The 25,812-nt window shown below is 62.1% G+C and carries 25 protein-coding genes; 17 read left to right on the top strand and 8 right to left on the bottom strand.

Going from position 1 to position 25,812, the window contains the following annotated elements:
* The first annotated feature begins 114 nt into the window (after positions 1-114).
* From ACUN0E_RS12375 to ACUN0E_RS12320, 12 genes are all read left to right on the top strand, one after another.
* Positions 115-1,101 (top strand): LysR family transcriptional regulator, encoded by a 987-nt coding sequence (locus ACUN0E_RS12375; RefSeq protein WP_408230182.1) that lies wholly within the window; start codon positions 115-117, stop codon positions 1,099-1,101.
* Positions 1,098-2,576 (top strand): NAD(P)-binding domain-containing protein, encoded by a 1,479-nt coding sequence (locus ACUN0E_RS12370; protein ID WP_445566748.1) that lies wholly within the window; start codon positions 1,098-1,100, stop codon positions 2,574-2,576. The genes ACUN0E_RS12375 and ACUN0E_RS12370 overlap by 4 nt, the downstream gene beginning before the upstream one ends.
* Before the next feature lie 15 nt (positions 2,577-2,591).
* Positions 2,592-3,152 (top strand): CMD domain protein, encoded by a 561-nt coding sequence (locus ACUN0E_RS12365; protein WP_445566747.1) that lies wholly within the window; start codon positions 2,592-2,594, stop codon positions 3,150-3,152.
* Complete coding sequence (locus tag ACUN0E_RS12360; RefSeq protein WP_445566746.1) at positions 3,149-3,763, top strand: peroxidase-related enzyme; 615 nt, start codon at positions 3,149-3,151, stop codon at positions 3,761-3,763. Before ACUN0E_RS12365 ends, ACUN0E_RS12360 begins: the two co-directional genes overlap by 4 nt.
* 155 nt (positions 3,764-3,918) lie before the next feature.
* Positions 3,919-4,212 carry a hypothetical protein gene (locus tag ACUN0E_RS12355; RefSeq protein WP_408338699.1) on the top strand — a complete coding sequence of 98 codons (294 nt, stop codon included), beginning with the start codon at positions 3,919-3,921 and terminating at the stop codon, positions 4,210-4,212.
* Between the two features lie 227 nt (positions 4,213-4,439).
* On the top strand, positions 4,440-5,060 hold the full coding sequence (locus ACUN0E_RS12350) for a GNAT family N-acetyltransferase (RefSeq protein WP_445566745.1): 621 nt from the start codon (positions 4,440-4,442) through the stop codon (positions 5,058-5,060).
* A 29-nt stretch (positions 5,061-5,089) separates the two neighbouring features.
* Positions 5,090-5,956, top strand: a complete 867-nt coding sequence (locus tag ACUN0E_RS12345) for a MerR family transcriptional regulator (protein WP_408338703.1) — start codon at positions 5,090-5,092, stop codon at positions 5,954-5,956.
* Positions 5,957-6,055: 99 nt separating this feature from the next.
* A complete protein-coding gene (locus tag ACUN0E_RS12340; protein WP_445566744.1) occupies positions 6,056-7,057 on the top strand; it encodes a sulfonate ABC transporter substrate-binding protein in 1,002 nt (333 codons plus the stop codon).
* Between the two features lie 216 nt (positions 7,058-7,273).
* Positions 7,274-8,893: a flavin-containing monooxygenase gene (locus ACUN0E_RS12335; protein ID WP_445566743.1), complete on the top strand. Its 1,620-nt coding sequence runs from the start codon at positions 7,274-7,276 to the stop codon at positions 8,891-8,893.
* Between the two features lie 62 nt (positions 8,894-8,955).
* On the top strand, positions 8,956-9,864 hold the full coding sequence (locus tag ACUN0E_RS12330) for an SDR family NAD(P)-dependent oxidoreductase (RefSeq protein WP_408230156.1): 909 nt from the start codon (positions 8,956-8,958) through the stop codon (positions 9,862-9,864).
* Positions 9,865-9,946: 82 nt separating this feature from the next.
* On the top strand, positions 9,947-10,828 hold the full coding sequence (locus tag ACUN0E_RS12325; RefSeq protein WP_445566742.1) for a metal-dependent hydrolase: 882 nt from the start codon (positions 9,947-9,949) through the stop codon (positions 10,826-10,828).
* Positions 10,825-11,778, top strand: coding sequence for an alpha/beta fold hydrolase (locus ACUN0E_RS12320; RefSeq protein ID WP_445566741.1), 954 nt, complete (start codon positions 10,825-10,827; stop codon positions 11,776-11,778). The genes ACUN0E_RS12325 and ACUN0E_RS12320 overlap by 4 nt, the downstream gene beginning before the upstream one ends.
* On the opposite strand, the gene ACUN0E_RS12315 is transcribed toward ACUN0E_RS12320, so the two are convergent.
* Entirely contained in the window at positions 11,753-12,307 is a 555-nt protein-coding gene (locus ACUN0E_RS12315) for a putative glycolipid-binding domain-containing protein (protein WP_445566740.1), read from the bottom strand. The genes ACUN0E_RS12320 and ACUN0E_RS12315 overlap by 26 nt on opposite strands.
* Before the next feature lie 270 nt (positions 12,308-12,577).
* Here ACUN0E_RS12315 and ACUN0E_RS12310 point away from each other — a divergent pair, with 270 nt between their 5' ends.
* The 3 genes from ACUN0E_RS12310 to ACUN0E_RS12300 all read left to right on the top strand — a co-directional run bounded on the left by ACUN0E_RS12310 (position 12,578) and on the right by ACUN0E_RS12300 (position 14,640).
* Positions 12,578-13,540 carry an urea transporter gene (locus ACUN0E_RS12310; RefSeq protein ID WP_408509432.1) on the top strand — a complete coding sequence of 321 codons (963 nt, stop codon included), beginning with the start codon at positions 12,578-12,580 and terminating at the stop codon, positions 13,538-13,540.
* Between the two features lie 94 nt (positions 13,541-13,634).
* Complete coding sequence (locus ACUN0E_RS12305) at positions 13,635-14,411, top strand: class II aldolase/adducin family protein (RefSeq protein WP_445566739.1); 777 nt, start codon at positions 13,635-13,637, stop codon at positions 14,409-14,411.
* Positions 14,293-14,640: a 4-oxalocrotonate tautomerase gene (locus tag ACUN0E_RS12300; RefSeq protein ID WP_445566738.1), complete on the top strand. Its 348-nt coding sequence runs from the start codon at positions 14,293-14,295 to the stop codon at positions 14,638-14,640. The genes ACUN0E_RS12305 and ACUN0E_RS12300 overlap by 119 nt, the downstream gene beginning before the upstream one ends.
* Before the next feature lie 144 nt (positions 14,641-14,784).
* Here ACUN0E_RS12300 and ACUN0E_RS12295 read toward each other — a convergent pair whose 3' ends face one another.
* The 7 genes from ACUN0E_RS12295 to garD all read right to left on the bottom strand — a co-directional run bounded on the left by ACUN0E_RS12295 (position 14,785) and on the right by garD (position 23,068).
* Positions 14,785-15,984 carry a porin gene (locus ACUN0E_RS12295; protein ID WP_408230135.1) on the bottom strand — a complete coding sequence of 400 codons (1,200 nt, stop codon included), beginning with the start codon at positions 15,982-15,984 and terminating at the stop codon, positions 14,785-14,787.
* Between the two features lie 72 nt (positions 15,985-16,056).
* Complete coding sequence (locus tag ACUN0E_RS12290; RefSeq protein WP_408230132.1) at positions 16,057-17,409, bottom strand: TRAP transporter large permease; 1,353 nt, start codon at positions 17,407-17,409, stop codon at positions 16,057-16,059.
* 7 nt (positions 17,410-17,416) lie between these two features.
* On the bottom strand, positions 17,417-17,896 hold the full coding sequence (locus tag ACUN0E_RS12285; RefSeq protein ID WP_408230129.1) for a TRAP transporter small permease: 480 nt from the start codon (positions 17,894-17,896) through the stop codon (positions 17,417-17,419).
* 139 nt (positions 17,897-18,035) lie between these two features.
* A complete protein-coding gene (locus ACUN0E_RS12280) occupies positions 18,036-19,028 on the bottom strand; it encodes a TRAP transporter substrate-binding protein (RefSeq protein WP_408230126.1) in 993 nt (330 codons plus the stop codon).
* A 636-nt stretch (positions 19,029-19,664) separates the two neighbouring features.
* The gene (locus tag ACUN0E_RS12275) at positions 19,665-20,594 is read right to left on the bottom strand and encodes an SMP-30/gluconolactonase/LRE family protein (RefSeq protein ID WP_408230123.1); all 930 of its coding nucleotides are present in this window, start codon (positions 20,592-20,594) and stop codon (positions 19,665-19,667) included.
* Positions 20,591-21,433: an NAD-dependent epimerase/dehydratase family protein gene (locus ACUN0E_RS12270; RefSeq protein ID WP_408230120.1), complete on the bottom strand. Its 843-nt coding sequence runs from the start codon at positions 21,431-21,433 to the stop codon at positions 20,591-20,593. Before ACUN0E_RS12270 ends, ACUN0E_RS12275 begins: the two co-directional genes overlap by 4 nt.
* Before the next feature lie 45 nt (positions 21,434-21,478).
* Complete coding sequence (gene garD, locus ACUN0E_RS12265) at positions 21,479-23,068, bottom strand: galactarate dehydratase (protein ID WP_408230117.1); 1,590 nt, start codon at positions 23,066-23,068, stop codon at positions 21,479-21,481.
* A gap of 214 nt (positions 23,069-23,282) precedes the next feature.
* Here garD and kdgD point away from each other — a divergent pair, with 214 nt between their 5' ends.
* Positions 23,283-24,200 carry a 5-dehydro-4-deoxyglucarate dehydratase gene (gene kdgD / locus ACUN0E_RS12260; protein WP_445566737.1) on the top strand — a complete coding sequence of 306 codons (918 nt, stop codon included), beginning with the start codon at positions 23,283-23,285 and terminating at the stop codon, positions 24,198-24,200.
* Between the two features lie 115 nt (positions 24,201-24,315).
* On the top strand, positions 24,316-25,668 hold the full coding sequence (locus ACUN0E_RS12255) for an MFS transporter (RefSeq protein WP_445566736.1): 1,353 nt from the start codon (positions 24,316-24,318) through the stop codon (positions 25,666-25,668).
* Positions 25,669-25,812 lie beyond the last annotated feature (144 nt).

The following is a 25,812-nucleotide window of genomic DNA, read 5'->3' as shown; positions in this document are numbered from 1 at the left end:
CGCTCGTCCACCGATCCGCTTCGCATTTTTTCGGCTGTCGATATCGGAATTGATTATATAAATCCCGCATTCAGACGACCCTACAATGCGCAGACCGAATTGCCAGGGCCAGCCATGGAGCTGCATCAACTCGAAGCGTTTTCGGCGGTCATGTCCGCCGGCAGCATCACCGGTGCGGGGCGTTTACTCGAGCGCTCGCAGCCCGCCGTCACGCGTCAGATTCAGGAGCTCGAAGCGGATCTCGGCTATGCCCTCTTCAATCGCAATGGTCCGCGTGTCACGCCGACGCATCGTGCGTTTCTGCTTTACGAAGAAGTCGAGCGTTCACTAATCGGACTGAAGACCATCGAGCAACGGGCGCGCGCCATCGGTCTCGGCGAAGCGGAACCGCTGCGCGTGGCGGCCACGCCCGCGCTGGCGGCGTCAATCGTGCCGCCAGCCATCGCCGCGCTGCCGCCGCTCGGCCATGCATCGCAATTCCAGTTACGCAGTTTGTCGGCCGAACACGTCGTGCATGAAGTACTGACCCGTTCCGCGGATATCGGCCTGGTCACGCTGCCGATCGGCCATGCGGGACTCGACATCCACTGGATAGCTGAGGCGCCCTGCGTGGCGCTCGTGCAAAGCGGCGATCCGCTCGCCTCGCAGCCGTACATCGCGCTGCGCGATCTGGCGACCCGGCGCATCGTTACCGTGGCGAACCGGTTTCGACTACGGCATCGGATCGACGCGGCGTTCGCGGCCGCGCGTATTTCCGCTGATGTGTTCCTCGAAACCAACGCATCGTTAAATGCGGTGATGGCCGCCCGGGCGGGTGCCGGAGTCGCGATCGTGGATCCGGCAACGGGTCTCGGCCTGTCGATCGAAGGCGTAACGGCGCGGCCACTCGACTGTGCGATTCCGTTCTTCTTCGGCGTTGTGACGCCGGCTGGCAAACCGCGCCGCGCCGCCGTCGACGCGTTGCTGCAAGCCATCGAACACGCGACGCGCGAACTGCTCGAAGGCGTGGTGCTGCATCCCGCCCAGCAACACGATGCGCTACTACAGCGCGAAACGCGCGTCCCCCGTGCGCGCACCAAACATCTGGAACACACCGCATGAATCGCCTTGCCGCACTCGAAGCCCGCTTGCGTGAAGATCTGCGCTGGCTGGAATTGCCCGCGCCCTCATGGGTCCCGCCGCGTTTCGCCGATGCTGAACGCGTGCTCGATGTCGCGGTGATCGGCGGCGGCATGGCGGGGCTCGCCGCGGCGGCAGAACTGCGCTGGCTCGGCATCGACAATCTGCGGGTGTTCGACCGCGCACCATCCGGACACGAAGGTCCGTGGGTATCGTTCGCGCGAATGGAAACGCTGCGCTCGCCCAAGCAGCTCACGGGGCCCGCCTTGCGCATGCCGGCCCTCACGTTTCGCGCGTGGTACGAAGCGCAATTCGGCAGCGCCGCATGGGATGCGCTCTACAAGATTCCGCGAACACAGTGGATGGACTATTTGCGCTGGTATCGCCACGTGCTCGATCTGCCGGTGCATAACGACACCACGCTGACCTCGCTGCGGCCGCACGACGACGGCCTGCTAGCGCTCGATCTCGCTGAAGCAGGCGCGCAGCGCACGGTGCTCGCGCGGCATGTCGTGCTCGCCACCGGACGCGACGGTTTGGGCGGTCCCTTTGTACCGGCTATCGCCAACACGGTTGCGCCCCGCTACTGGGCGCACTCCGCGGATGCAATCGACTTCGCCGCATTGGCCGGCAAGCGCGTCGGTGTCGTCGGCGCGGGTGCGTCTGCCTTCGACAATGCCGCGACCGCACTCGAAGCAGGTGCGGCCAGTGTCGATCTGTTTATCCGCCGCGACGATATTCCGCGTGTGAATAAGCTGACGGGCATCGGCAGTCCGGGCCTCGTGCACGGTTTCGCCGATCTCGACGATGCTTCCAGATGGCGCTTCCTGCACTACGCGCAGACTGAACAAACACCCCCGCCGCGCGACAGCGTGCTGCGAGTTTCCCGCCATGACGGTGCATGCTTTCACGTCGGCAGCCCGATCGTTGCGCTCGACGAACTTGACGGTTCGCTCGCGGTGACAACGCCGAAAGGCCGTTACGGGGTGGCCTTTCTGATCTTCGCGACCGGCTTTCATTCGGATCTCTCCACGCGTTCCGAATTCGCGCCGTTCGCGCGCTACGTGCGGCGCTGGAAAGATCGCTATCAAGCAGACCCGTCGCTGCCTTCACACGAACTGGCCGAATCACCGGATCTCGGCGCTGCGTTCGCGTTTCAGGAACGCGAACGCGGCACGTGTGTGGCGCTGACGCAGATCCATTGCTTCAATCATGCAGCAAGCCTCAGTCATGGAAAGCTGTCCGGCGACATTCCGGCGATCAGCGACGGCGCACAGCGTCTTGCGCGTGGTATCGCGAGCCGTCTGTTCGACGCGGATCGTGAGCGGCACTACGAGGCACTCCTCGCCTTCAATACGGCGGAGCTGCAAGGCGATGAATGGACCGATGCGGATGCGTCGTCCGGCACTTCGCGCGCTCACCTGCAAGCAGAAAAAACCGCTGAAAACACTGATTAACCCGCCGGAGCAGACATGACCGACCTCGCCTCACCCAACCAGCCGTCCGCGCCCTCAGACGCGAATGGCGCAGACATCAGCGACACCGTCGACGCCCTTGCCGGCCTGCAAGCCGGCAGCCCGCTCGCCGCGATCCGTCATGCCCGCGACAAAGTCGCGCTGCACACACAGCGCAGCGAAGATGCATTGTTCGATCCCGCGTTGCCCGATCTCTCCTTGCAGGAGCGTTTGTTTGCAGCGTGGTATGCCGCGCGCCTTTCGCGGGCCGACGATCTCGCCGACGCCTACACCGCCCGGCTCATCGCCGCCGGCGCACAACCGGTTACACTCGATTCAATCGAAGCGGGCACGCTCGACCCCGCCACCGACGCGCGCCTGATCGCGATCCTCTCGCACGTCAAGCTGCTGACACTCGCGCCTGTCGATGCACGCCCCGAACATCTGCTGACGCTGCAGCAGGCCGGTATCACGGCGCGCGGTATCGTCGCGTTGTCGCAACTGATTGCGTTCGTCACCTATCAGTTGCGTGTCGTAGTGGGCCTGAAGGCACTGCGCGCCGCCCAGGAGGCAGCATGAGTCATGTGAATACCAGTGCGTTGCCGGTTGACCGGTTCAACGGCTTCACCTTCGATACGCTCGGCTGGCGCGCATGGCTCGACACGGTCAGCCTCGGCGGCGCCACACCCGAGCAGATCGCCGTGCTCGAAGAGAGCCATCCTGAAGCCAAGACCTCAGACTACTATCTGCTGCTGGTCCAGCAGGCGGAAATCCTGCGGCAGCGCTCCGGGGTCTTCAACGCGATCATGTATGCGCCCGGCGACCTGCCGCGCGCCGAACGCGAGCTTGCCAGCACCGTGGTGTCGCGTGTGAACGGCTGCGTGTATTGCGCTTCGGTGCACGCGCAACGATTCGGCCAGCTCGCGAAGCGGACGGACGCGATCGAGCAGGTGTTCGAAGACCCCTTGACCGCAGGCACCACGGAGCGCGAGCGAGCGATCATCCGGTACGCGATCGAACTGACCGAACGCCCTGAAAATGTCGACGCAGCCGCCATCAAACGGCTCGAAGCCCATGGCCTGACGCACGCGGAAATCCTCGACCTGACTCACGCTATTGCGATCTTCGCGTGGGCCAATCGGCTGATGCTCACGCTTGGCGAACCCGTGTTTCCTGCCGCGGACGCCTGATCCTGAAGCACGCCAGTCAATGTGTCCGGCAGCCCCCGCCTGGTATTCGAGCTTGACGAATCAGTGCTTGCGGCCATGCCCGTCTGAGCGCGCCGGGGGAACAGCAAGCCGCATTGCGGTATTCTCACCGGCTCGTTAAGAAGGAGGATGGATTCATGAAGTTTTCGATTTGCCTGGCAGTTGCCGCCCTAACGCTGTCCGCCGGCGCTTACGCGCAAACCTCGCAGACCTTCCGTTTCGGCGAAGGCCAAAGCTCGCTGCCGTCCGGCAATGCCCATCCGGCACCCGCGCCGGGCGCACAGGCCCAGCCACAGCAGTCGCCGCAAGGTCAGCCGCAAGCCCAGCCTGCCGAGCACGCGCCGGCCAAGGCCAAACCGAAGCACAAGAGCAAGCATCACCGGCATTACCGCGGACACGTGACACAGCCTGATACGTACTCGCATAACTGATCCCCGGAACGCATGCCGCGCGGATGCGTGCTGGCGACGAAAATCCGTAGCGCCCGGCCCAGCCGCATGGCCGGGCGTTCCACGCCAGGTCTGGCGTACGCCTGTCACCTGTAGATACGCTGATACCGCCTATAGAACGTAGCGATTTTTGACTCGCTTCAAATTCGCGCGCGCGGCGGGCATAGTAAAACGTATTCTCAGACCGACCGGCCACGACAGGAACACGTATGAGCACCACCCGTCCCGCACCCTCCACGGCCCATTCAGCCGACTCAGCCGACTCAGCCGCCACGCTGCCGCCCACCGCGCCCGTCATCCGCGACGCCGCCGAAGTCGATCTGCCCACGATTCAGGCGATCTACGCGCACCACGTGCTGACCGGGGTCGCTTCGTTCGAAGAAATTCCGCCTTCCGTCGACGACCTGCGCACGCGCCTCGCGTCCGTGCGCAGCCACGGGCTGCCGTACATGGTGGCGGAGATCAACGGCGAGGTCGCCGGCTATTGTTACGCCACGCCCTACCGGCCGCGCGCCGCCTATCGCCACACGATCGAGGATTCGATCTACATCGGCGACGCGTATCGCGGGCGAGGCCTGGGACGCGCGCTATTGCAGGCGCTGATCGAACGCTGCGAAACCGGCCCCTGGCGGCAGATGGTCGCCGTCATCGCCGACGGCGGCAGCGGCGGTTCACTGTCGCTGCATACGCAACTGGGTTTCGAATTGACCGGCACGTTGAAGGCGGTCGGCTTCAAGCATGGCCGGTGGCTCGACACCACGCTGATGCAGCGGACCTTGGGCACAGGCGATTCATCCTTACCGGACGATGTGGCGCAGGGACACGACTGAAGCGCTGCGCGGCGCGTTAAAATCCCCCCATGCCCAAACCGCCGCCCTCCTTTTCGCCCGCGCCCGACGACTCGAACGTCCCGGCAAGCGCCGTGCCGCGCAATGAATACACCGTCGACGAACTCGCGCGGGTCACTGACACCACCGTGCGCAACGTACGCGCGTATCAGGATCGCGGCCTGCTCGAGCCGCCGGAAAAGCGCGGCCGCGTGGGCGTGTATGACGACACGCACGTGTCGCGCCTCAAGCTGATCAACCACCTGCTGACGCGCGGCTACACGCTCGCGAACATCCAGGACCTGATCATGGCCGTCGATGAAGGCCACGATCTGCGTTCGATCCTCGGCCTTGAAACCGCAATCGGCGGCCGCTGGTCGCGCGAACGGCCGAAAAAATACTCGCTGATCGAACTGCTGCAATTGTTCGGCAATAAAGCCTCCCCGAGCGCGCTCGGCAAAGCCGTCGATCTCGGTTTGCTGGAGCGCGACGGCCTTTCGTTCGTGTCGGGCAACCCCACGGCGCTGACCGCCGGCGCCGCCCTGGCGAAGGAAGGCATTCCACTCACCGACCTGCTTGATGCCGTGGGTACCGCGAGGCCGCACTTCAATGCGGTCGCCAAGGCGCTGGTCGATCTGGTGGTGCGTCAACTGGACCGCTACGACGCCGACGCGCTGCCACCGCCTGCCGACGTACCCGCCCTGGTCGAAGCGATCTGGCGTGTGCGGCCGCTGGCAATGGTGCTGGTTGAAAGTGAAATGAACCGCGCGCTTGAAGAAGCTTCCGGCGATTATCTCGGCGACCGCGTTGCGGCGATCATGGAAAAGAAGCTGGGCCATCCGCCTGAAGGCACAACGGCGGAGCGCGCTGCCGCAAAGAAAGAAAAACCTAAAAAATAGCGCCGCGCGCGTCATATTCAAATCTGCATTGCTTCGTTTGCCCGGCGGGACGTCCATGCGACGATCTTCGACCAATCGAACGCAATGGAGATTCGCCGGATGGCCCGTCATACCCGTTTTTCGCTTTCAATCGCCGCCGCATTGCTGGCGGCATTCACGACATTGGGCGCAAGCGCGCAAAGCAGCGGCACCGGCGCCGCCCAGGAGCCTGCCAAAGTACTGCGCATCGGCTATCAGAAATCAGGCTTGCTCGCGATCCTGAAAGCGCAAGGCTCGCTCGACGACAAGCTCAAACCGCTTGGCTACAGCATCAAATGGTTCGAATTTCCGGCCGGCCCGCAACTGCTTGAAGCACTGAATGCGAACAGCGTCGACTTCGGCTACACCGGCGCGCCGCCGCCGGTGTTCGCGCAGGCCGGTGGCGTACGCTTCGTGTACGTCGGCGCGGAGCCGTCCGGACGTCATGCCGAAGCCATTCTGGTCCGAAGCGATTCGACGCTGCATAGCGTGGCAGAATTGAAAGGCAAGCGTGTCGCGCTGCAGAAGGGTTCGAGCTCGAACTATCTGCTACTTGAAGCGCTGAAAAAAGCCGGCGTGCGTTACGAAGACATTCAGCCGGTGTATCTGGCGCCCGCCGATGCGCGCGCCGCCTTCGAAAGCGGCACCGTCGACGCCTGGGTGATCTGGGATCCGTATTACGCCGCCGCGCAACAGGCGCTGAAGGCTCGCACGCTGGTCGATTATTCGGACCTCAACGCCCCCTATAACTTCTACGAGGCCACACGCGACTTCGCGCAGCAGCATCCGGACGTGATCGGCGCGATTCTCGGCCAGTTGCGCACCGCCGGCCTGTGGGTCAACGGCCATCCGGTGGAAACCGCCGCGCTGATCGCGCCGAAGGTCGGTCTGGATCAGAAGCTGGTCGAAACCTGGGTGCGCCGCTATCCGTACGGCACCACCACCGTGACCGACGAGATCGTGCGCTCGCAGCAGGTGGTCGCCGACGCGTTTTACGGCGCCCATCTGATTCCGAAGAAAGTGACCGTGAAGGACAACGTCTGGCAAAACCGCGCGGTTACAGCGGCGCTGGCGGCGAAATGAAGCGGCACTGAGTATCCAGCGAGGCGAAAAACGGCGGATCTGCGGGTCCGCTTTTTTTATGCCTGACGCCGGCAGCCGTTTTTCACATAGTGAAAAATCATGCGGCCATTCTTAGAGCGGAGGGTCTAACAGCCCGCTTGCGTCATCCGTTGACAGCCTCTATTGTTACATCAACCAATGTAACAGTCAAAAGCGAACAAAACGGAGACGGATCGGATGAACGCACGCATGATGCCCCTCGACGACGCGGCGCCCGGCGCATCGGCGCCCGACGCATCCACGCCCATCGATACCGATATCGCTATCATCGGCTCCGGCTTTGCCGGCCTTGGGATGGCGATCCGGTTGCGGCAAGCCGGCATGACCGACTTCATCATTGCCGAAAAGGCTGAGTCGGTGGGCGGCACCTGGCGCGACAACCACTATCCCGGTTGTGCCTGCGACGTGCAATCGCACGTCTATTCGTTCTCCTTCGCCCCAAATCCGCGCTGGACCCGCATGTTCGCGCGCCAGCCGGAAATTCGCGCTTATCTGGAAGCGTGCACGCAACGCTTCGGCGTTCAGCGTCATCTGCGCTTCGGCCATGAGCTGGCGAGCGCGATCTACGACGAAACCCGCCACCGCTGGCAACTGACGTTCGCGAACGGTCAGCAATGGTCGGCGCGCGTGCTGATCTCGGGGATGGGCGGGCTGTCGCGCGCGGCCATGCCGAACATTCCCGGCATCGAGAAATTCAAGGGTAAAGCGTTCCACTCGCAGCACTGGGACCATACCTATTCGTTCGAAGGCAAACGCGTCGCGGTGATCGGCACCGGTGCGAGCGCGATTCAGTTCGTGCCGCAGATCGCGCCGCGCGTCTCGCATCTGAACCTGTTCCAGCGCACGCCGCCGTGGATCATGCCGAAGGCCGACCGCGCGGTGAAGCCGTTCGAACAGTGGCTGTTCAGGCATCTGCCGTTCACGCAGAAGATCATGCGTTCGGCACTCTACTGCATGCTCGAATCACGCGCCCTCGGTTTCGCGGTTCATCCTTCGCTCATGAAGACCGCGCAGAAAGTTGCGGAGCGCCATCTGCGCCGCCAGGTGCCCGATCCGCAACTGCGCGCCACGCTCACGCCGAACTACACGATGGGCTGCAAGCGCATTCTGATCTCGAACGACTACTTCCCCGCGCTGTCGCGCCAGAACGTGTCGGTGACGACCACCGGCATCGCTCGCGTGGAAGAAGACGCCGTGATCACGACCGACGGCGCGCGCCATCCGGCCGACTGCCTGATCTTCGGCACCGGCTTCCAGGTGGCCGATCTGTTTCCGGCGGGCGTGGTGCGCGGGCGTGGCGGCGTCGATATCGTCGATACGTGGCGCGATGGCGCGCATGCGTATCTCGGCACGACACTGCCCGGTTATCCGAACTTCTTCATGATCGTCGGCCCGAACACCGGTCTCGGTCATAACTCGATGGTGTTCATGATCGAATCGCAAGTCGAATACGTCCTGCGCGCATTGAAGACGATGAAGACCGAACGCGCCGATGCGATCGAAGTGCGCCCGCAGGTGGAGCGTACCTACAACGAACAGATCCAGCAGAAACTCGGCCGTGCGATCTGGTCAACGGGCGGCTGCAAGAGCTGGTATCTCGATCCGAAGACCGGCAAGAACACAACGCTGTGGCCAGGATTCGCCTACAAATTCCGCCAGGCCACCAGCACCTTCAGCATGGACGATTACCTCGCGTATTCGCCCGCCGTGCAGCCGCTGAGCGGGCATGCTGACACGCAGCCGCAGCCTGTCCATGCTCACGGCAACGCGGCCACGACATCCGCGGAAGCAACCTGAAAAAGCACAACCAAAAAGAGCACAACGACAAGGCACCGTTCAGAGAGGACAGGAGATAAGCCATGAAAAACTTCACCGACAGAGTGGCCGCGATCACCGGCGCAGGCTCAGGCATGGGCCGTTCACTCGCGATCCGGCTGGCACGTGAAGGCTGCCACCTCGCGCTCGCCGACCGCAACGCCACGAGCCTCGAAGAAACCGCGCAACTCGCGCAGGCAGCCGCGCCGCATATCGTGGGCTCGCCGCTGCGTATCACCACGCGTGTGCTCGACGTGTCGGACCGCGCCGCGATGTTCGACTGGGCCGCCGAAACGGCCGCGCAGCATCAACGGGTGAACCTCGTGTTCAACAACGCGGGCGTCGCACTGTCCAGCACCATCGAAGGAATGGAGTACGCCGATCTGGAATGGATCGTCGGCATCAATTTCTGGGGCGTGGTGCACGGCACGAAGGCGTTTCTGCCGTATATCAAGGCCTCCGGTGCGGGACACATCATCAATACGTCGAGTGTGTTCGGCCTGTTCTCGCAGCCCGGCATGAGCGGCTACAACGCGACCAAATTCGCTGTGCGCGGCTTTACCGAAGCGTTGCGCCAGGAACTCGATCTGATGAAGTGCGGCGTGTCGGCGACTTGCGTGCACCCGGGCGGCATTCGCACCGGCATCGCACAGTCGAGCCGGATCTCGTCGAACATGGTCGGCTTCATGCTGGAAACCGAACAGCAAGGCAAGGACGACTTCGAGAAGTTTTTCATCACCACCGCCGACGAAGCCGCACGCGTGATTCTCGACGGTGTGCGCAAGAACAAACGGCGTGTGTTGATCGGCCGTGATGCGCGCGCCGCCGACTGGATGGCGCGTACGTTGCCGGCGGCGTATCAGGCGCTGGTCGTGATGCAGACGCGCCGCATGAAACGCATTGCGGAAAAGCGCGCGCGCCGTGCCGCGCAAATGGACGGCCGTCGCGCGTGATGCGCGGACCGACACGTAACGCGATGCATAACACCCGATCAGCACAATCAGCAGCACATAAAAGATCACAAGGAGCAAGGCCATGATGCCGGTTCGCCGCGACCTCCGTTTCAACTTACCGTCCGAACGTGCCTCCGATTGGCACGTGCAGGGCTCGCATGTGACACACTTCTTCAACGCGCTTTCGCTGCTATTCCCAGCCGGCGAGCGTTTCTTCATGGATAGCGTGCGCAACTACCGCGACCAGATCGACGACCCCGTGCTGAAGAAGCAGGTGCTCGGCTTTATCGGCCAGGAAGCGATGCATACGCGCGAGCACATCGAATACAACGATCTGCTGCAGGAAGCCGGTTTGCCCGCGCACAAGCTCGACAAGCGGCTGTGGGCGATTCTCAACTTCGGCCGCAAGATCCTGCCGCATTCGTATCAACTCGCGGTTACGGTCTGCCTCGAGCATTACACGGCGATGCTGGCGGGTTTGCTGCTGGAGGACGCATCGCGTATCGAAGGTTCGGTTGAAGGCTATGCGCAGATGTGGACCTGGCATGCGCTCGAAGAAACCGAACACAAGTCGGTTTCGTACGACGTGTGGAATGCGGTGGTTAAACCCGGCCTCGGACGCTATCTGCTGCGCACCAGCACGATGCTCGCCACTACCCTGACCTTCTGGCTGATCGTGTTCGACTTCCACGTGCGTCTGCTAATCGCTGATCGCAAACGCGGCGGCCATATCCGCGGCATGTGGCGCGTCGTGAAGTATCTGTACAGCCCGCGTCACGGCGTGTTTCCGCGTATCGCCGGCGAATGGCTGAGCTTTTTCCGCCCGGGCTTCCATCCGTGGGATCACGACAATCGCGCGCAACTCTCACGTATCGACGGCCTCGTCGCCGCAGTCGACGCCTCCAACGCGGCCACGCCGAGCGCACGCAAAGCCGCGCGACGCGGCGTGCAGGCGGCCGCGTGATACGCGACACGCTGTCGGTCGAGGCCGGCGACGTGCGGCTCGCGGTCTACGTGAGTGGGCCGCGCGACGCGCCGCCGATCGTGCTGGTGCACGGTTATCCGGATTCGGCGGCAGTGTGGGAGCCGGTGCGCGCGCAACTCGACGCGCGCTACCGGGTGATCAGCTATGACGTGCGCGGCGCGGGGGCATCCGACGCGCCAGCGTCGCGCGCGGCTTACCGGCTCGAACGGTTGGCCGCCGATCTCGCGGCCGTCGCCGATGCAACGTGCGGCGCGCGGCCGTTTCACCTGGTTGGCCACGACTGGGGTTCGATTCAAAGCTGGGAAGCAGTCACCGATCCGGCCTTCAAAGGCCGCATTGCCTCGTACACGTCGATCTCCGGGCCGTGCCTCGATCACGCGTCGTTCGGCTTACGCGGCGGCGCTGGCGCCGATCCTGCGGAACAATCCAGAGCGCCTCAGGCAGCAAAGCGCCCATTCGGCAGCGGTCTTCGGCAGACACTCAAATCCTGGTACATCTTCTTCTTTCACCTGCCATTGCTGCCGGAACTGGTGTGGCGCGCGGGCGGCGCACGCATGTGGCCGTTATGGCTGCGCCTGACCGAAAGCGTGCGCCCTGAACGCGATCCTGCGCAAACGCGCAATGCAATCAACGGCCTCAATCTCTACCGCGCCAATTTCATCGACAAGTTGCTGCACCCGCGCGCGCGCCATGCGCAGGCACCGGTGCAATTCATCGTGCCACTGCGCGATCGCTACGTCGGGCCCGAGCTTTCCCTTGGGCTCGAAGGCTGGCTCGGCGCATATAGCCGCACGGAAATCGATGCCGGGCATTGGGTCGTATTGCGCGAACCCGAGCGCATCGCAGCAGGCATCGAGCGCTTTGTCGAACAGCACCGGGCTGGCGGCCCCGGCATCCCGACGATCAACGCCCGCGCGGCAGGCGTGTGAATAGCGTCGGATAGTCGATCACGAGGCCGTCTTCATCCACTGTCAGGTCCGCAGTGAAATTGCGAAAGATGCCCTCGTAGCGATACACGCGATTCAACTCGATGCACGAATACGCCTGCTCGGCGCGCGTGACCTGCAAATCCGGCGTCGAAATATAGGCTACGGAAATCGGCTCGCGCGCGCCTTCGGCCAGTTGCAAACGGCGGATCGGCAGCGTGTTCGTATAGGGCGTGGCGGCGATATCGATATCGATGCAGCCTTCAATCGCGCTCAGTACGCGGCCGTGGCCATCGTGCCAATGGCCGGCGCCATCGCCGTGCAATTCCAGCTCACCGCCGCCGACGATCTTCAGCCACGCATACGTGGTGTGCCATTGCGCGTCGCAGCGCACCTGATAGTGCAGGCCATACGCTTTGCCGTAGCGCTGCCCGACCAGGGCGCTCTCCACCGTAAAGCCGTCCGCGCGCGCCTCGAACACCAGATGTTCGATGCCGTCGTCCTCTTCCGATGCCCATCGTAATTCACGCATCCGCCTGTCTCCTTGTGAAACGGCACGGCCAGCGCGCCGGGTTCCTATCGTAGCGCGAAAGCTTTCGGTTCGCCGACAGGTTGTTTTTCGGCCTTTCGGTCAGGGGCGCTATGGTGCGCGTGTGTCGCAAATAGCCACTATCAACGCCCGGCAATGCCTGGCGGGGGGCAAGTGGCCTATGCTCGCGGGTCACACTCAACCTGACCCGCCGCGCGCGCCTGGCTTGCACGCGGCAAAGTCGCGCCGTATCGAATTCGCCGTCCCCAAACCATGCCCGCAGCCGCAACCGAAGCACAATCCGCCGCCTTGCGCACCTTGTTGCGCAGCCTCGGCCAGATCGTGCTGCAACCGAACGCTTTCACCGGCGCGTGCCTGCTCGCCGCATGGCTGCTATGCGATCCGCGCCTCGCATGCGCGGCGCTGATGGGCGCGATCGCAGCCAACGTAAGCGCAGTGCTGGCCGGCTATCGCGAGGATGCGACCCGCGCCGGCCTGCATGGCTTTAACGGCGCGCTGGCCGGTCTCGCTGCGTTCAGCTTCATCGCCGACAATGCAACAGCCGCCGCCGTGGCGATTCTGGCCGCGACGGGCGCCGCGTGGCTGCTGGAACCGTGGTCGCGCTGGTTACGTGCACGGGATCTCGGGTTTTTCTCGAGCCCCTGCCTGATCGTTACGTGGTTTTGGTTACCGCTGGTGACACGAGTTTCCCAGCAAACAGCTTTCACCGCTGAGCACACGCTCGACGCCACGCAATTGAGCAGCGGCTTACTCGCCGGGTTCGCACAAACCGGCTTTGCGTCCGGCGCGTTACCGGGTTTGCTCGTCCTGATCGGAATCGCCGCGGCGTCACGCCGGCACGCGCTGTGGGCGTTGGTCGGCGCAAGCCTCGCGAGCGCCGTGCACCTGCAGTTCGGCGCAAGTGCAAGCTCGTTCGAAGCAGGCCTGTTAGGATTCAACGGTGCGCTGAGCGCGATCGCGCTGGCCGATTGCGGCATCGCGGTGACGCTCGGCGGTGTTGCACTTTCGGTCGCGTTGCAAACGGCGGCCACTTACTATGCGCTGCCGGCTATGACGGCACCGTTCGTACTCGCGACGTGGAGCATGCAGTGGTTCACTCGACGGTTTATGCGTGACGCAGCAGTGTCCGAAGCGGCGGAATGCATCGAAGCCCGGGGGCCCGTCACGTCACCGGCATCGATTACGTCAGCGGCTTCGGTCAGGCGCGCGGGTTAGCGCCATGGGTTTGGCGCCGCAGGTTCAAGCCGCAGGTTTATCCCCCAGACCCCGGCCGCCGTCACGGCCCACCAGACAATTTCAGGAGACAGACATGTCGTTCACCCACACGCCCGCCGGCCGCGTCGCCGAGGCGGGGCCGATGTCCGACGCCGAACAACAGACCCGCATCGACCTGGCCGCCGCCTATCGCCTCGCGGCACTCAATGGCTGGGACGACCTGATCTACACGCATATCTCAGCCAGTGTTCCCGGTGAACCCGGCCACTTTCTGATCAATCCGTTTGGTCTCGCGTTCGATGAAGTGTGTGCGTCGAATCTGGTGAAGATCGATATCGAAGGCAACATCGTCGGCACGAGCGAGCATCCCGTCAACGCGACGGGCTTCGCACTGCACGCCGCCGTGCACGCGGCACGCCCCGATGCCTTCTGCGTGATGCATTTGCACAATACGGCGGGCGTGGCGGTTTCCGCTCAACCGGCCGGCTTGCTGCCGGCGTCGCAACATGCGCTGCGCTTTTACGGCCACCTCGCCTATCACGATTACGAAGGCCTCGCCTTTACGCCGACTGAGGGCGAACGCCTCGTCGCGCATCTCGCCGGCAAACCGGCCATGCTGTTGCGCAACCACGGCACACTGACTGCCGGCCGCACTGTCGCCGAGGCCTATGTGCTCATGGCAACGCTGATCAAGGCCTGCGAAATCCAGTTGCAGGCGCAAGCATGCGGCAGCGAGCTCGTCGTGCCAGGCAATGCAATCGCCGCACGCACCGCCGACCAACTATACGACGGCGGTGCGATCGAAGGCACACTGGAATGGCCGGCGTTGCTGCGCAAGCTCGACCGGCTTGATCGCACGTACCGCGATTAAATTTATTTCCCAATGTCACCCATCACGGAGTCATGCAATGCCCACGTTTCATATCGAACTCTTCGAAGGCCGCTCGCTGGAACAGAAACGCCAGTTCGTCGAAGCCATCACCAAAGCGACCTGCGAATCGCTCGGCGTCGAACCGAACTCGGTGGACATTATCCTCACCGACGTCAAGCGTGAAAACTGGGCAACGGGTGGGCGTTTGTGGTCTGAAGCGCAGGCTTGAACGCCGGCGCGCGCGATGCTCGAAGGCGGTGCATCGCCAAAAATGCTGCGCGCATTGCGCGCGCAGCCAGTACTTCTGAGCAGACGCGTATCGGATACGCGTCGCCGTGACGGCGTCGACAGACGCCGTCACTCTGTTACACGATCAGAACTTGTGGATGATGCCCACACCCGCAGCAAACTGGCTGCGTGACGAAGACGGCGCGCCGTTCTGGCCGTCGCCGATATCGGCCGTTGCATTGATGATGCTCGTGCCGTTCGTTCCCAGAGTCTGACCACCCGCACGTTGATATGCCTCGAGCGCATACAGGCCCGTACGCTTGGAGAGGCTGTAGTACTGCGAGAGATTGAACTGCTGGTAGCGAGCCGAGCTCGAGATGCCGTTCGACTGCGTGGCGCGCGTGTAGCTATAACCAGCCGCCAGATCGAGCGCGGTCAGTGGCTTGAAGTGCAGCACTGCGCCAGCCGTGTTGAAGATCGCCTGGTTGTGGAACTTCGAATTCACACCCGGGATGTATTGCACGTTCGAGTACGAGAACGAGACGTCCCATTGCGACGTGAACGCGTAGCCGCCGGTCACCGCAACGCGCTGCTGCGCCTGCGCCGTCTGGTAGCCGTTGTTGATGCCCGACACGGCCGTCTGCGCGCCGGCATTCGACGTGGTGGAATCAGCACCCCACGCGCCGCCGCCAGGCGTCGAGTTATTGATGCGCTGATAGCCCGCTGCGATGCCGAACGGACCGTTCAGGTACTGAACCGCCGCGCTATACGTCGAGCCGGCATTGGTGCTGCCAGCCACGCCGCCCAACGAATACGAACCGCTCACCGTCAGACCGTACATGCTCGGCGACGTATACACCAGCGAGTTATTCGCGCGGTACAGCGTATCCAGCGAATCGATATCGCCCGGGTGTGCGCCGTACGCGCCCGTCAACCACGTGGTCGGGCTATAGGGCGAGAGCAACGTGTAGTACGACGTGTACTGGCGCCCGGCAGTCAGCGAGCCGTAGGTGGCATTGGCCACGCCGACATACGCCTGCCGGTTGAACGCCAGGCCGGAGACGGACTGCGCGCCGGTTGCGCTGTTAAAGCCCTCTTCCAACTGGAAGATCGCCTTCGTGCCGCCACCCAGATCCTCGCTGCCCTTCAGGCCGAAGCGGCTGCCCGCCCAGATGCCGTTGACCATCTTGACGGCCGAGCGGCCGCCAGTCGTCGAACCGAGCGACGTCGAGCTGCTTTGATAGCCGATACCCGTATCGACGATACCGTACAACGTCACGCTGGTCTGAGCGTGCGCGCCGAGGGCGACCAACCCAAGGGCCGAGGTTGCTAGTGCCTTTTTCATTTTTGCTCCTCTGTAAAAAATTTATTTGTGTGTCTGGCAATGCCTCACCGGCGCCGCCTCGTGGTCAAGCGTTCAAAACACCGGGTGGCCATTGATCAGGCTAGGCAACCACGTCGAAAACATCGGTACGTAGGTCACAATGTTGATCGCGCTGAAGATAGCCAGGTAATAAGGCCACGCCACCTTGGTAGTTTCACCGATCGACACATTGCCAATCGCGCAGCCGATGAACTGCACCGAACCGATCGGCGGATGCACGAGACCCAATGCGCAATTCAGCAAAATCATGATCCCAAACTGCACCGGGCCAACACCCGCGTGCATCGCCATCGGCAGGAACAATGGCGTGGTGATCAGAATGTGCGCGGCCATGTCGACGAACGTGCCGAGGAAAATCTGCAGGACGTTGATGTAAAGCAACATCAACCAGGCGTGGCTCGTTGCACCGTCGAGCATGTGTTCGATTGCGTCGGGAATCTCCAGATAGGCCATCTGGTAGCGCAGCATGTTCGACACACCGATCAGCAGCAGCACCACGCCGGTGGTTTTAGCCGCCTTCGAAAGTGCATGAGAGAGCTTCTTCATCGTCATCGTGCGATAGACGACGATGGTCAATACCAGCGAATAGGCCACGGCAATGGCTGCCGCTTCCGTCGCTGTGGCAATACCTCTCGCCACGCAGACCAGAATGATCGCGATCACCATCAAGCCCGGCAATGCGCCAAGGAACGTGCGGGCCACGGCGAACCAGCCAGGAAAGCGCTGCAATTCCGTCGAGCCGTCCGGACGGCGCGGGTAGCCGAACTTCACCGCCTGCCAGTACGCGGCGATGAGCACGAAACCCATCACCCACAAAACCGGCAACAGACCCGAAAACAACAGATCGCCGATCGACACGCCGCTCATCTGGTGGCCGTTCAACGTCCCGGTAATGCCTTGGGCCGCGAATGCATAGATGATCATGTTCGTCGATGTGGGCATCAACGCGCCCGCCAGCGACGAATGGGTCGTCACGTTGACCGCATAGGCCGCGCTGTAGCCTTCGCGCTTCATCAGCGGAATGACGACGCCGCCCATGGCGGAAGTATCCGCCGTCGGCGAACCGGACACGCCGCCGAACAACGTACACGCGACCACGTTAGCCATGCCGAGGCCGCCGCGGAAATGACCCACCGTGGCCTGCGCGAAACGCAGGATGCGGTCGGCGATACCGCCGTGCAGCATCAACTCGCCGGAGAAAATGAAGAACGGGACTGCGAGGAACGAAAACGCGTTCATTCCAGAAATCATCGACTGCATGGCGGTGGCCGCCGGCAGGCCTTCATACAGATAAGTCAGGACGCACGAGAGTCCCAGCGCAAACGAAACAGGAACCCCGAACACGAGGAAAACGAGGAAACTAACTGAGAGGATGGCAAGTTCCATGATTCTTCTATTTTTGTTTCTGTGCGAAAAGCCCCAGCAGGTTCTCGAACGAGAACAGAGCGATGCAGGTGCTAGCAATAATCGGAATCAGATAACGAAGCGCTTCCGGAAGGCCCAGGATCGGGATCTTGTCATCCATGGTCGTCTCCGCCATCTGCCAGCAGCCGAAGAAAATCGCCACAGCCAGCAAGATCAGGCAGATATGCTGGAACGCATGGGCGGCCACCTGACCTTTCGGCGGCAATTTCTTGACTAGCGAGTCAAGCCCGATATGGCCGCCTTCGCGAACTTTGAGCGCGGCGCCGAACATGGCGATCACAATCACCAGCAAGAGGGCAATCGGCTCGACGAAATCCGGTGCGTCGCTGAAGGCATAGCGCATCACGACGCTATAAATCACCAACAGGCACAGCGTGGCAAGACTCGCCGACGCCACGACCACCAGCACACGGAAGAGAAAATCATTTGGGCGCTTCATGAATCTCATTGACCCCATCCTTGCCTACAGCGGACTTATATTTAATCTTCAGGAATCCTGCTAACCGGTATCGGTTCAGGAAACCGCGCGGCAGGAAAAACCTCCAGCGCTTGCTGCAAGGCTTTTCACCACCGCGTTATTGCCGAACTTATTTGACTGCCTGGATTTCGTCGACGAGCTGCTTCATTTGCGGCGTCTTCTCATACTTCGCCCAGACCGGCTGCATCGCCTTCACGAAAGCAGCACGGTCGATCTGCGCTGCGGGGATGATCGTCGCGCCGCCCTTCGTGACCGTCTTTGCCGCGTCGGCTTCGCGCGCGGTCCACAGCTTCTCGTAGTAAGGCACCGAGTCAGCCGCCGCTTTTTTGATGATGTCCTGCTCTTGCGGCGTCAGCGTGTCCCAAACCTTCTTGGAAAACACCAGAACTTCCGGCGTCATCGAATGCTGGGTTTCGGAATAGACCTGTGCGACTTCGAAGTGCTTGGTCTCTTCGTACGACGGCAAGTTGTTTTCCGCACCATCCACCAGACCCGTCTTCAGGCCCGTATAGACTTCGGCGAACGGCATCGGCGTCGGCGTGCCGCCCATCGCCTTGATTTCGTCGACCATCAGATCCGAAGGCTGCACGCGCACCTTGAGGCCCTTCATGTCTGCGGGCGAATGGATCGCCTTCTTCGCGTACATCGAGCGTGCGCCGCTCTCATAGAACGTCAGCGCGATCATGCCCTTCGCCTTGAAGGCATCGAGGATCTTCTGGCCTTCCGGGCCGTACATCACTTTGCGGAAATGGTCGATGTCGCGAAACAGGAACGGCAGCGACGGAATCATCGATTCAGGCACGATCTCGTTGAACGCCGCACCGTTGGCGCGCGCCATGTCCAGCGCGCCGATGCGCACCTGATCGATCGTGTCGTTTTCGGAACCCAGCGCGCTGTTGCCAAAGACCTTCACGGAATCCTTGCCACCGGTTGCCTTGCTGATTTCTTCCCCCATGTACTTCACGGCCATATTGGTCGGATAAGTATCGCCATGCACGTCCGACACACGGAACACGCGGGCGTGTGCCGACACCGTGCTGAACGCCAGCACGGAGGCCGCGACAATCATCGAAACACGGGAAGAGGCAAACTTCTTATTCATCGTGACATTCCTTGAAAAATAGATCATCCAATCGATTGCGGATGACCGTTTGCGGAGGGCCGCTTGCGGCGGACCGCTTTGGGATGCGACATGGTTTTGATACGTCTCCCGGCTCTACGCGCGCCACCCATACGGGTAAGCAAGCGCTTTGCCGTGCTGGCCTGTGTTGACGTCCCCGGCACAGATGCTCAGCACTCCTGTCAGACAACTCGACTTCATTTACTTCGACTGCATCGGCATGAATCCCGCGTGAAGTTGGTCACACGCGCAGAGAACGCTGCCCGCTTTGTCCAGCGGCCCAAAAGCTATCTCGAAAGCAATTTGTTTGGGCTTATATGTTGTACGACGACATATGAAGTCTATAAAACGTCGTATGAGTTGTACAGCCGGTATTTACCCGCACGGCGGCCGATCGGACGTAAGAGTTTCCGAATTGATTTTTGGCTTGAAAGCCAATACAGAAGCCTAACCGAGCGAAATCCGCACCTCGCGGATTTATGTTTTTCGTAGCGAGGGAGATGGCTCGAAAGTGGCATTTACGCCACTATGTTGTACGACGAGTGATGAATAAAAAGCTGCGACTGTTGGGCGTCGACGCACTAATGCCTCGACGCCCGTCTCATGCACCGCGCTTTTTCAGAGTTTGCCCGCGTATTCAGGCTCGGGCAGGCCGGTCACGCCGGGGCGAACGGCAAAGAGATGGCCGTCGTGTTCGCTCGCGCCAGTCGCAGGACGAATCGACGTCACGAACAGCGTATCCAGATTGGCGCCGCCGAATGCGCACATTGCCGGCTTCACGGCCGGCACGGCAATCTGCCGGTCGAGCTTGCCTTGCGGCGTAAAGCGCAACAACAGGCCTGCGTCGTTCGCGCAGATCCAGTAGCCGCCATCGGCATCTACCGCTGCGCCGTCTGGCCGACCGGCATAGTGATGCAGATCGGCGAATACGCGCCGGTTACGCGGCTCGCCTGCTTCGATGTCGTAATCGAATGCCCAGATTTGCCGGCGTAGAGGATGCGAGTCCGACAGATACATCGTGGTCCCATCGGGCGACCACGCGAGACCGTTTTGCGTAATCAACGCATCGACGACCGGCTCCGACAACACGCCGCGCTCATCGAATCGATAGAGCGCGCCCGCGGGATTGGCGGCCGCCATGTCTTGTACCATCGTGCCGGACCAGAAGCGCCCTTGCCGATCGCAACGGCCGTCGTTGAAGCGCATATCTTCGAATGCGAAGACCGGCGCGGCGAGTTTTCTGCCCGTCACCTTCACCGGTTCGCCACCGGGTGCCCCTTCAGTCAGCGTCACCGCGAAGAGTCCCGTCTCACAGCCAGCCAGCACCTTGCCGTGTCGATCGAAAGCGATGCACGCCACCTTCTCCGGCAATAACCACTCGGCGCGCTCTCCTGAATCGATTTGTAGCCGCACGATCTTTTGGGCCGGAATATCCACCCAGTAGAGCGCCTGTTCCGCTGCGCGCCACACCGGACTCTCGCCGACCGACGCGGGCGCTTGCCCCGCCGCCTCAACACGCTCCACCCGCGGGTTCGCCATGGCGCTCACCGCTTCGGTTCCATTGGACCGGCCAGCACAAACGGGCCGCCCTGGAAATGCTGCGTCGGATCGTCGAGCTCGGCAGTGGGCGCCGTGACCGGGAAGAGGTGCTCGAACTCGATGGAACTGTCTTGCGGGCGAAAGCCAAGGAACGCCGCCTTGGTGTTATCGACCCACGTGGTCCGGTTATCCGATACGCCATAAACGATCGCGTGCCCGACCCGGTTGGTGAACAGCGAGCAGCGCACCAGTTCGATAAAGTCGCGGAAGCTCAGATAGGTGACGAGCATGCGCGGATTCTTCGGCTGCTCGAAGGACGAGCCGATCCGCAGGCACACAGTCTCGAGACCGAAGCGGTCGAAGTAGTAACGAGACAGCGATTCGCCAAAGCATTTCGTCACGCCATACAGGCTGTCAGGACGCAGCGGCGCGTCGATATCGAGCACCGATGTCGTCGGATGAAAACCCACAGCGTGATTCGAGCTCGCATACACAATGCGCTTCACGCCCTGCTTCTGCGCAGCCGAATAGAGGTTGTACAGGCCGCGGATATTCGCTTCGAGCAGATCTTCGAACGGCGCCTCGATGGAAATGCCGCCCAGATGAACGACCGCATCCACACCTTCGAGCAGCGTGTGAACGGCGGCTTCATCCGCGAGATCCACGATCGATGCTTCTTCGTGCGCCGCCACTTCACCCAGCGGCGCGATATCGGTAACGCGCACCACATCGGCCCACGCGGCGAGCGCACCACGCAACTGCTGGCCGAGGTTGCCGGCTGCGCCGGTGAGCAGAAGACGGCGGAATGGTTTCTGCGCCGCCGGGCGGCTGAGGTTCGAGTCAGTCATGTTTCAGTCTTTTTCGTGATTGCGTCATGATTACGATCGGTGCTATCAGGTCACCGGCGCCGGATTGAACAGCGTCAACGCATTGTGGAGTTTGAGCTTCTCCGCGCAAGTCTCTTTACGTCCGCTTGCGACCTCAAGCATCAGGCGGAACAATTCCCAGCCCACGTCTTCGATCGTCGCCGCGCCGGTTGCAATGGTACCGGCATTGATATCCATCAAATCATGCCAGCGGCGCGCCAGATCGGAGCGCGTCGCGACCTTGATGACGGGCACTTCCGCGAGACTGTACGGTGTGCCGCGGCCGGTCGTGAACACATGCAGATTGATACCCGCCGCCACTTGCAGCGTGCCGCAGATGAAATCGCTGGCCGGCGTGGCCGCGTAAATCAAGCCTTTCTGCCTGACCTTTTCGCCAGGTGACAACACGCCGGAGATCGCCGAGTTGCCCGACTTGATGATCGAACCCATCGCCTTTTCAACGATGTTCGACAGACCGCCCTTCTTGTTGCCCGGCGTGGTGTTGGCACTGCGGTCCGCGCCACCGCGCTTCAGATAATCGTCGTACCACTGCATTTCGCGGATGATCGCCGCAGCCACGTCCGCATTGGCCGCGCGCGCGGTCAGTTGATCGACGCCGTCGCGCACTTCGGTGACTTCGGAGAACATTACCGTCGCACCCGCGCGCACCAGCAGATCGGTGGCAAAGCCCACCGCGGGATTCGCGGTCAGCCCGGAAAAGGCATCGCTGCCGCCGCATTGCACGCCGACTACCAGATCGGAGGCCGGGCAGGTCTCGCGGCGGCGATTGTTCAGCCGCTTCAGATGGCCGTCGGCCATTCTCATGATCGACTCGATCATCGACTGGAAGCCGACATGCGCTTCGTCCTGCAGCACCACCACGTCGCCATTCAGATCGGCCGCGACGTCGCCGATGTCGGCCACTTCGGCGATATTCGCCGCAGCGGCGATGGGAATCGTGCCCGGCGGCATCAGGCGTTCAGGCTGCAGCTTCTCGCAACCGAGGCTGACCATCATCACTTCGCCGCCAAAATTCGGATTCAGACTGATGTTGCGCACGGTGCGGATCGGCACCATCGCGTCCGGCGCGTCGATCGCGACGCCGCAACCATAGGTGTGCCCGAGGCTCACTACATCGTCGACATTCGGGTATTGCGGCAGCAACTCGGCCTTGATGCGCGTGACCGCGTGCTGAACCACGTCGGCCACGCATTGCACCGTGGTCGTAATGGCCAGAATGTTGCGCGAACCGACCGAGCCGTCGGCATTACGATAACCCTCGAACGTGAAGCCTTCCAGCGGCGGCATATCCGGCGCCTTGATGGTGGCGATCGGCAGATCTTCCAGTCCGGGCGGACTCGGCATGCGAATCACGTGTTCGTTGATCCAGCTGCCCTTCGGCAACGCCTTGAGAGCGTACCCGATCACCACGTTATAGCGGATGACCTCGTCGCCTTCCGCAAGATCGGCCAGCGCGACTTTGTGCCCTTGCGGAACACGCTCGCGCAGCGCAAGACCATCGGGAAACACGGCGCCCTCGCCCAGACCGCCGTCGTTGACGACGATCGCGACATTGTCATTGGGGTGAACGCGAATGTAGAGCGGGGTTTGTTCCATTGCATCGATCCTTATGCGGTTTCACGCCTGCTGCGCCAACCATTCATACGTCATCCTACAACATAGACGATTAAGCAGACGTTCCGTATTTACCCTATGACGCGCATTATGCCGTGAAAACACCGTTGAGTTAGTCAATTTGTTGTTGTACGATGACGTATAAGAAATCTCCATTTCTACATACCACCCCTATTCGACGCCCTGGATATTCATCATGACGACACCGCAGGAACTCAAGCAGATCGTTTCCGAAGGCCTTCTGTCCTTCCCCGTTACCGACTTCGACGAACAAGGCGAATTCCGCGCCGATACCTATGCTGAGCGCCTGGAATGGCTCGCTCCTTACGGTGCTTCGGCGCTGTTCGTCGCCGGCGGCACGGGTGAATTCTTCTCGCTCACGCATAACGACTACTCAAACGTCGTCCGCACGGCAACGGAAGTCTGCAAAGGCAAGGTGCCGATTCTCGCCGGCGCGGGCGGCCCGACCCGCGTGGCGATCGCCTATGCGCAGGAAGCCGAACGTCACGGTGCGAACGGCATTCTGTTGATGCCCCACTACCTGACCGAAGCCTGCCAGGAAGGCATCGCAGCGCACGCAGAAGAAGTCTGCAAGTCCGTGCCGAACATGGGCGTGATCATCTACAACCGCGCGAACTCCAAGCTTAACGCCGACATGCTCGAAGGGTTGGCCGAGCGCTGCCCCAACCTGATCGGCTTCAAGGACGGCGTGGGAGAGATCGAGAACATGGTGTCGATCCGCCGGCGTCTCGGCGACCGCTTCTCGTACCTCGGCGGCCTGCCGACCGCTGAAGTTTACGCCGCCGCCTACAAGGCGCTGGGCGTGCCGGTGTACTCGTCGGCGGTGTTCAACTTCATTCCGAAGACCGCGATGGACTTCTACCGTGCAATCGCCGCGGACGACCAGGCGAGCGTCGGCAAATTGCTCGACGAATTCTTCCTGCCGTATCTGGCGATCCGCAACCGCCGCCAGGGTTACGCGGTCAGCATCGTGAAGGCCGGCGCGAAGCTGGTCGGCCACAGCGCAGGTCCGGTGCGCGCACCGCTGACCGATCTGACCGAAGAAGAAACGGCGCAGCTCGACGTGCTGATCAAGAAGCTCGGCGCGCAGTAAGACAGTACGGCGTCAGGCCGGGCGAACCGGGGTCGCGCGCACGGCACTGCAAGGAGCGCCCGGGACGGCAACGTCACCGGGCGCTTTTTTACTGATAAAAATTCAGGAGATGACGATGGAAATGAGCCGTACCGCGAGTCCCGCCTACGTCGCAAAGCGCACCAACGTCCGCTACGCGATTCTGTTGCTGATCTTTCTGATCACGACATTCAATTACGCGGACCGCGCCACGCTCTCGGTAACCGGATCCGCGATGCGCGCCGAGTTTGGCCTCGACGCCATCAAGATGGGCTACATCTTCTCCGCGTTCAGCTGGGCCTACGTTCTGTCGCAATTGCCGGCGGGCTGGCTGCTCGACCGTTTCGGCGCGCGGCGCGTCTACGCGGCAAGTATTTTCCTGTGGTCGCTGTTTACGTTGCTGCAAAGCTCGATCGGTCTGCTGGGCAGCGCAGCGGCCGCCGTCACCGCGCTGTTCGTGCTGCGCTTCGCAATGGGCGCGGCCGAGTCGCCGGCGTTTCCGGCCAATGCCAAGGTTGTGGCGAGCTGGTTTCCCACCAACGAACGCGGCACGGCCTCCGCCATTTTCAATTCAGCTCAATACTTCGCGGCGGTCATTTTCACGCCGCTGATGGCATGGCTGACCCACGCGTTCAGCTGGCACACGGTCTACCTCGTGATGGGCGTGGCCGGACTTTTACTCGCCCTCACCTGGCTGAAGGTGATGAAGAACCCCGCCGACCATCCGCGCGTCTCGCGCGCCGAACTCGACTACATCGAACAGGGCGGCGGCGTGGTGAACGGGCACACGAAAGCAGCCCGGGCCGCGGACATCGCCAGCACCGGAGGCTGGTCGCTAGTGCGTCAACTGCTGACCAACCGCATGCTGCTCGGCGTCTATCTCGCCCAGTACTGCATCAACGTGCTGACCTACTTCTTCCTGACCTGGTTTCCGATCTACCTCGTGCAGGCGCGCGGCATGACGATTCTGCACGCGGGTCTGGTGGCGTCGCTGCCCGCGATCTGCGGATTCTCCGGCGGTGTGCTCGGCGGCATCCTGTCCGACGGGCTGATCCGGCGCGGACATTCGCTCACGATCGCGCGCAAGGTGCCGATAGTCGGCGGCATGCTGCTGTCGGTATGCATCATCGGCTGCAACTACGTGTCGACCGACTGGATCGTCGTCGCGCTCATGTCGCTCGCGTTCTTCGGCAAAGGTATCGGGGCGCTCGGCTGGGCCGTGGTGGCGGATACGTCGCCGAAGGAAGCCCTCGGTTTGTCGGGCGCCATCTTCAACATGTTCGGCAACGTCGCCGGCATCGTGACGCCCATCGTGATCGGCTACGTCGTCGCGAAGACCGGATCGTTCAACGGCGCGCTGGTTTTCGTCGGCCTGAATGCCTTGCTGACGGTGTTCAGTTACCTCGTGATCGTGAAAGACATCAAGCGGGTCGAACTACGCCCGGGCTAGCAGCCGGGCGGTTATCGTACTTCCCGGGGCGCTCGCAGAAACACCGTGACCGCTCCGCCAGGCGCCTTAAACCGGGCATCGACGCCCAGTCTGACGTCGATGCCGAAAATGATCCGGCGTTTATATAATCAGTCGTCAGACGAC

It is taken from the genome of Paraburkholderia sp. D1E (assembly GCF_052682275.1).
Note: the sequence above shows the minus strand (reverse complement) of the source record. Positions and strands in the feature narration are given on the sequence as shown.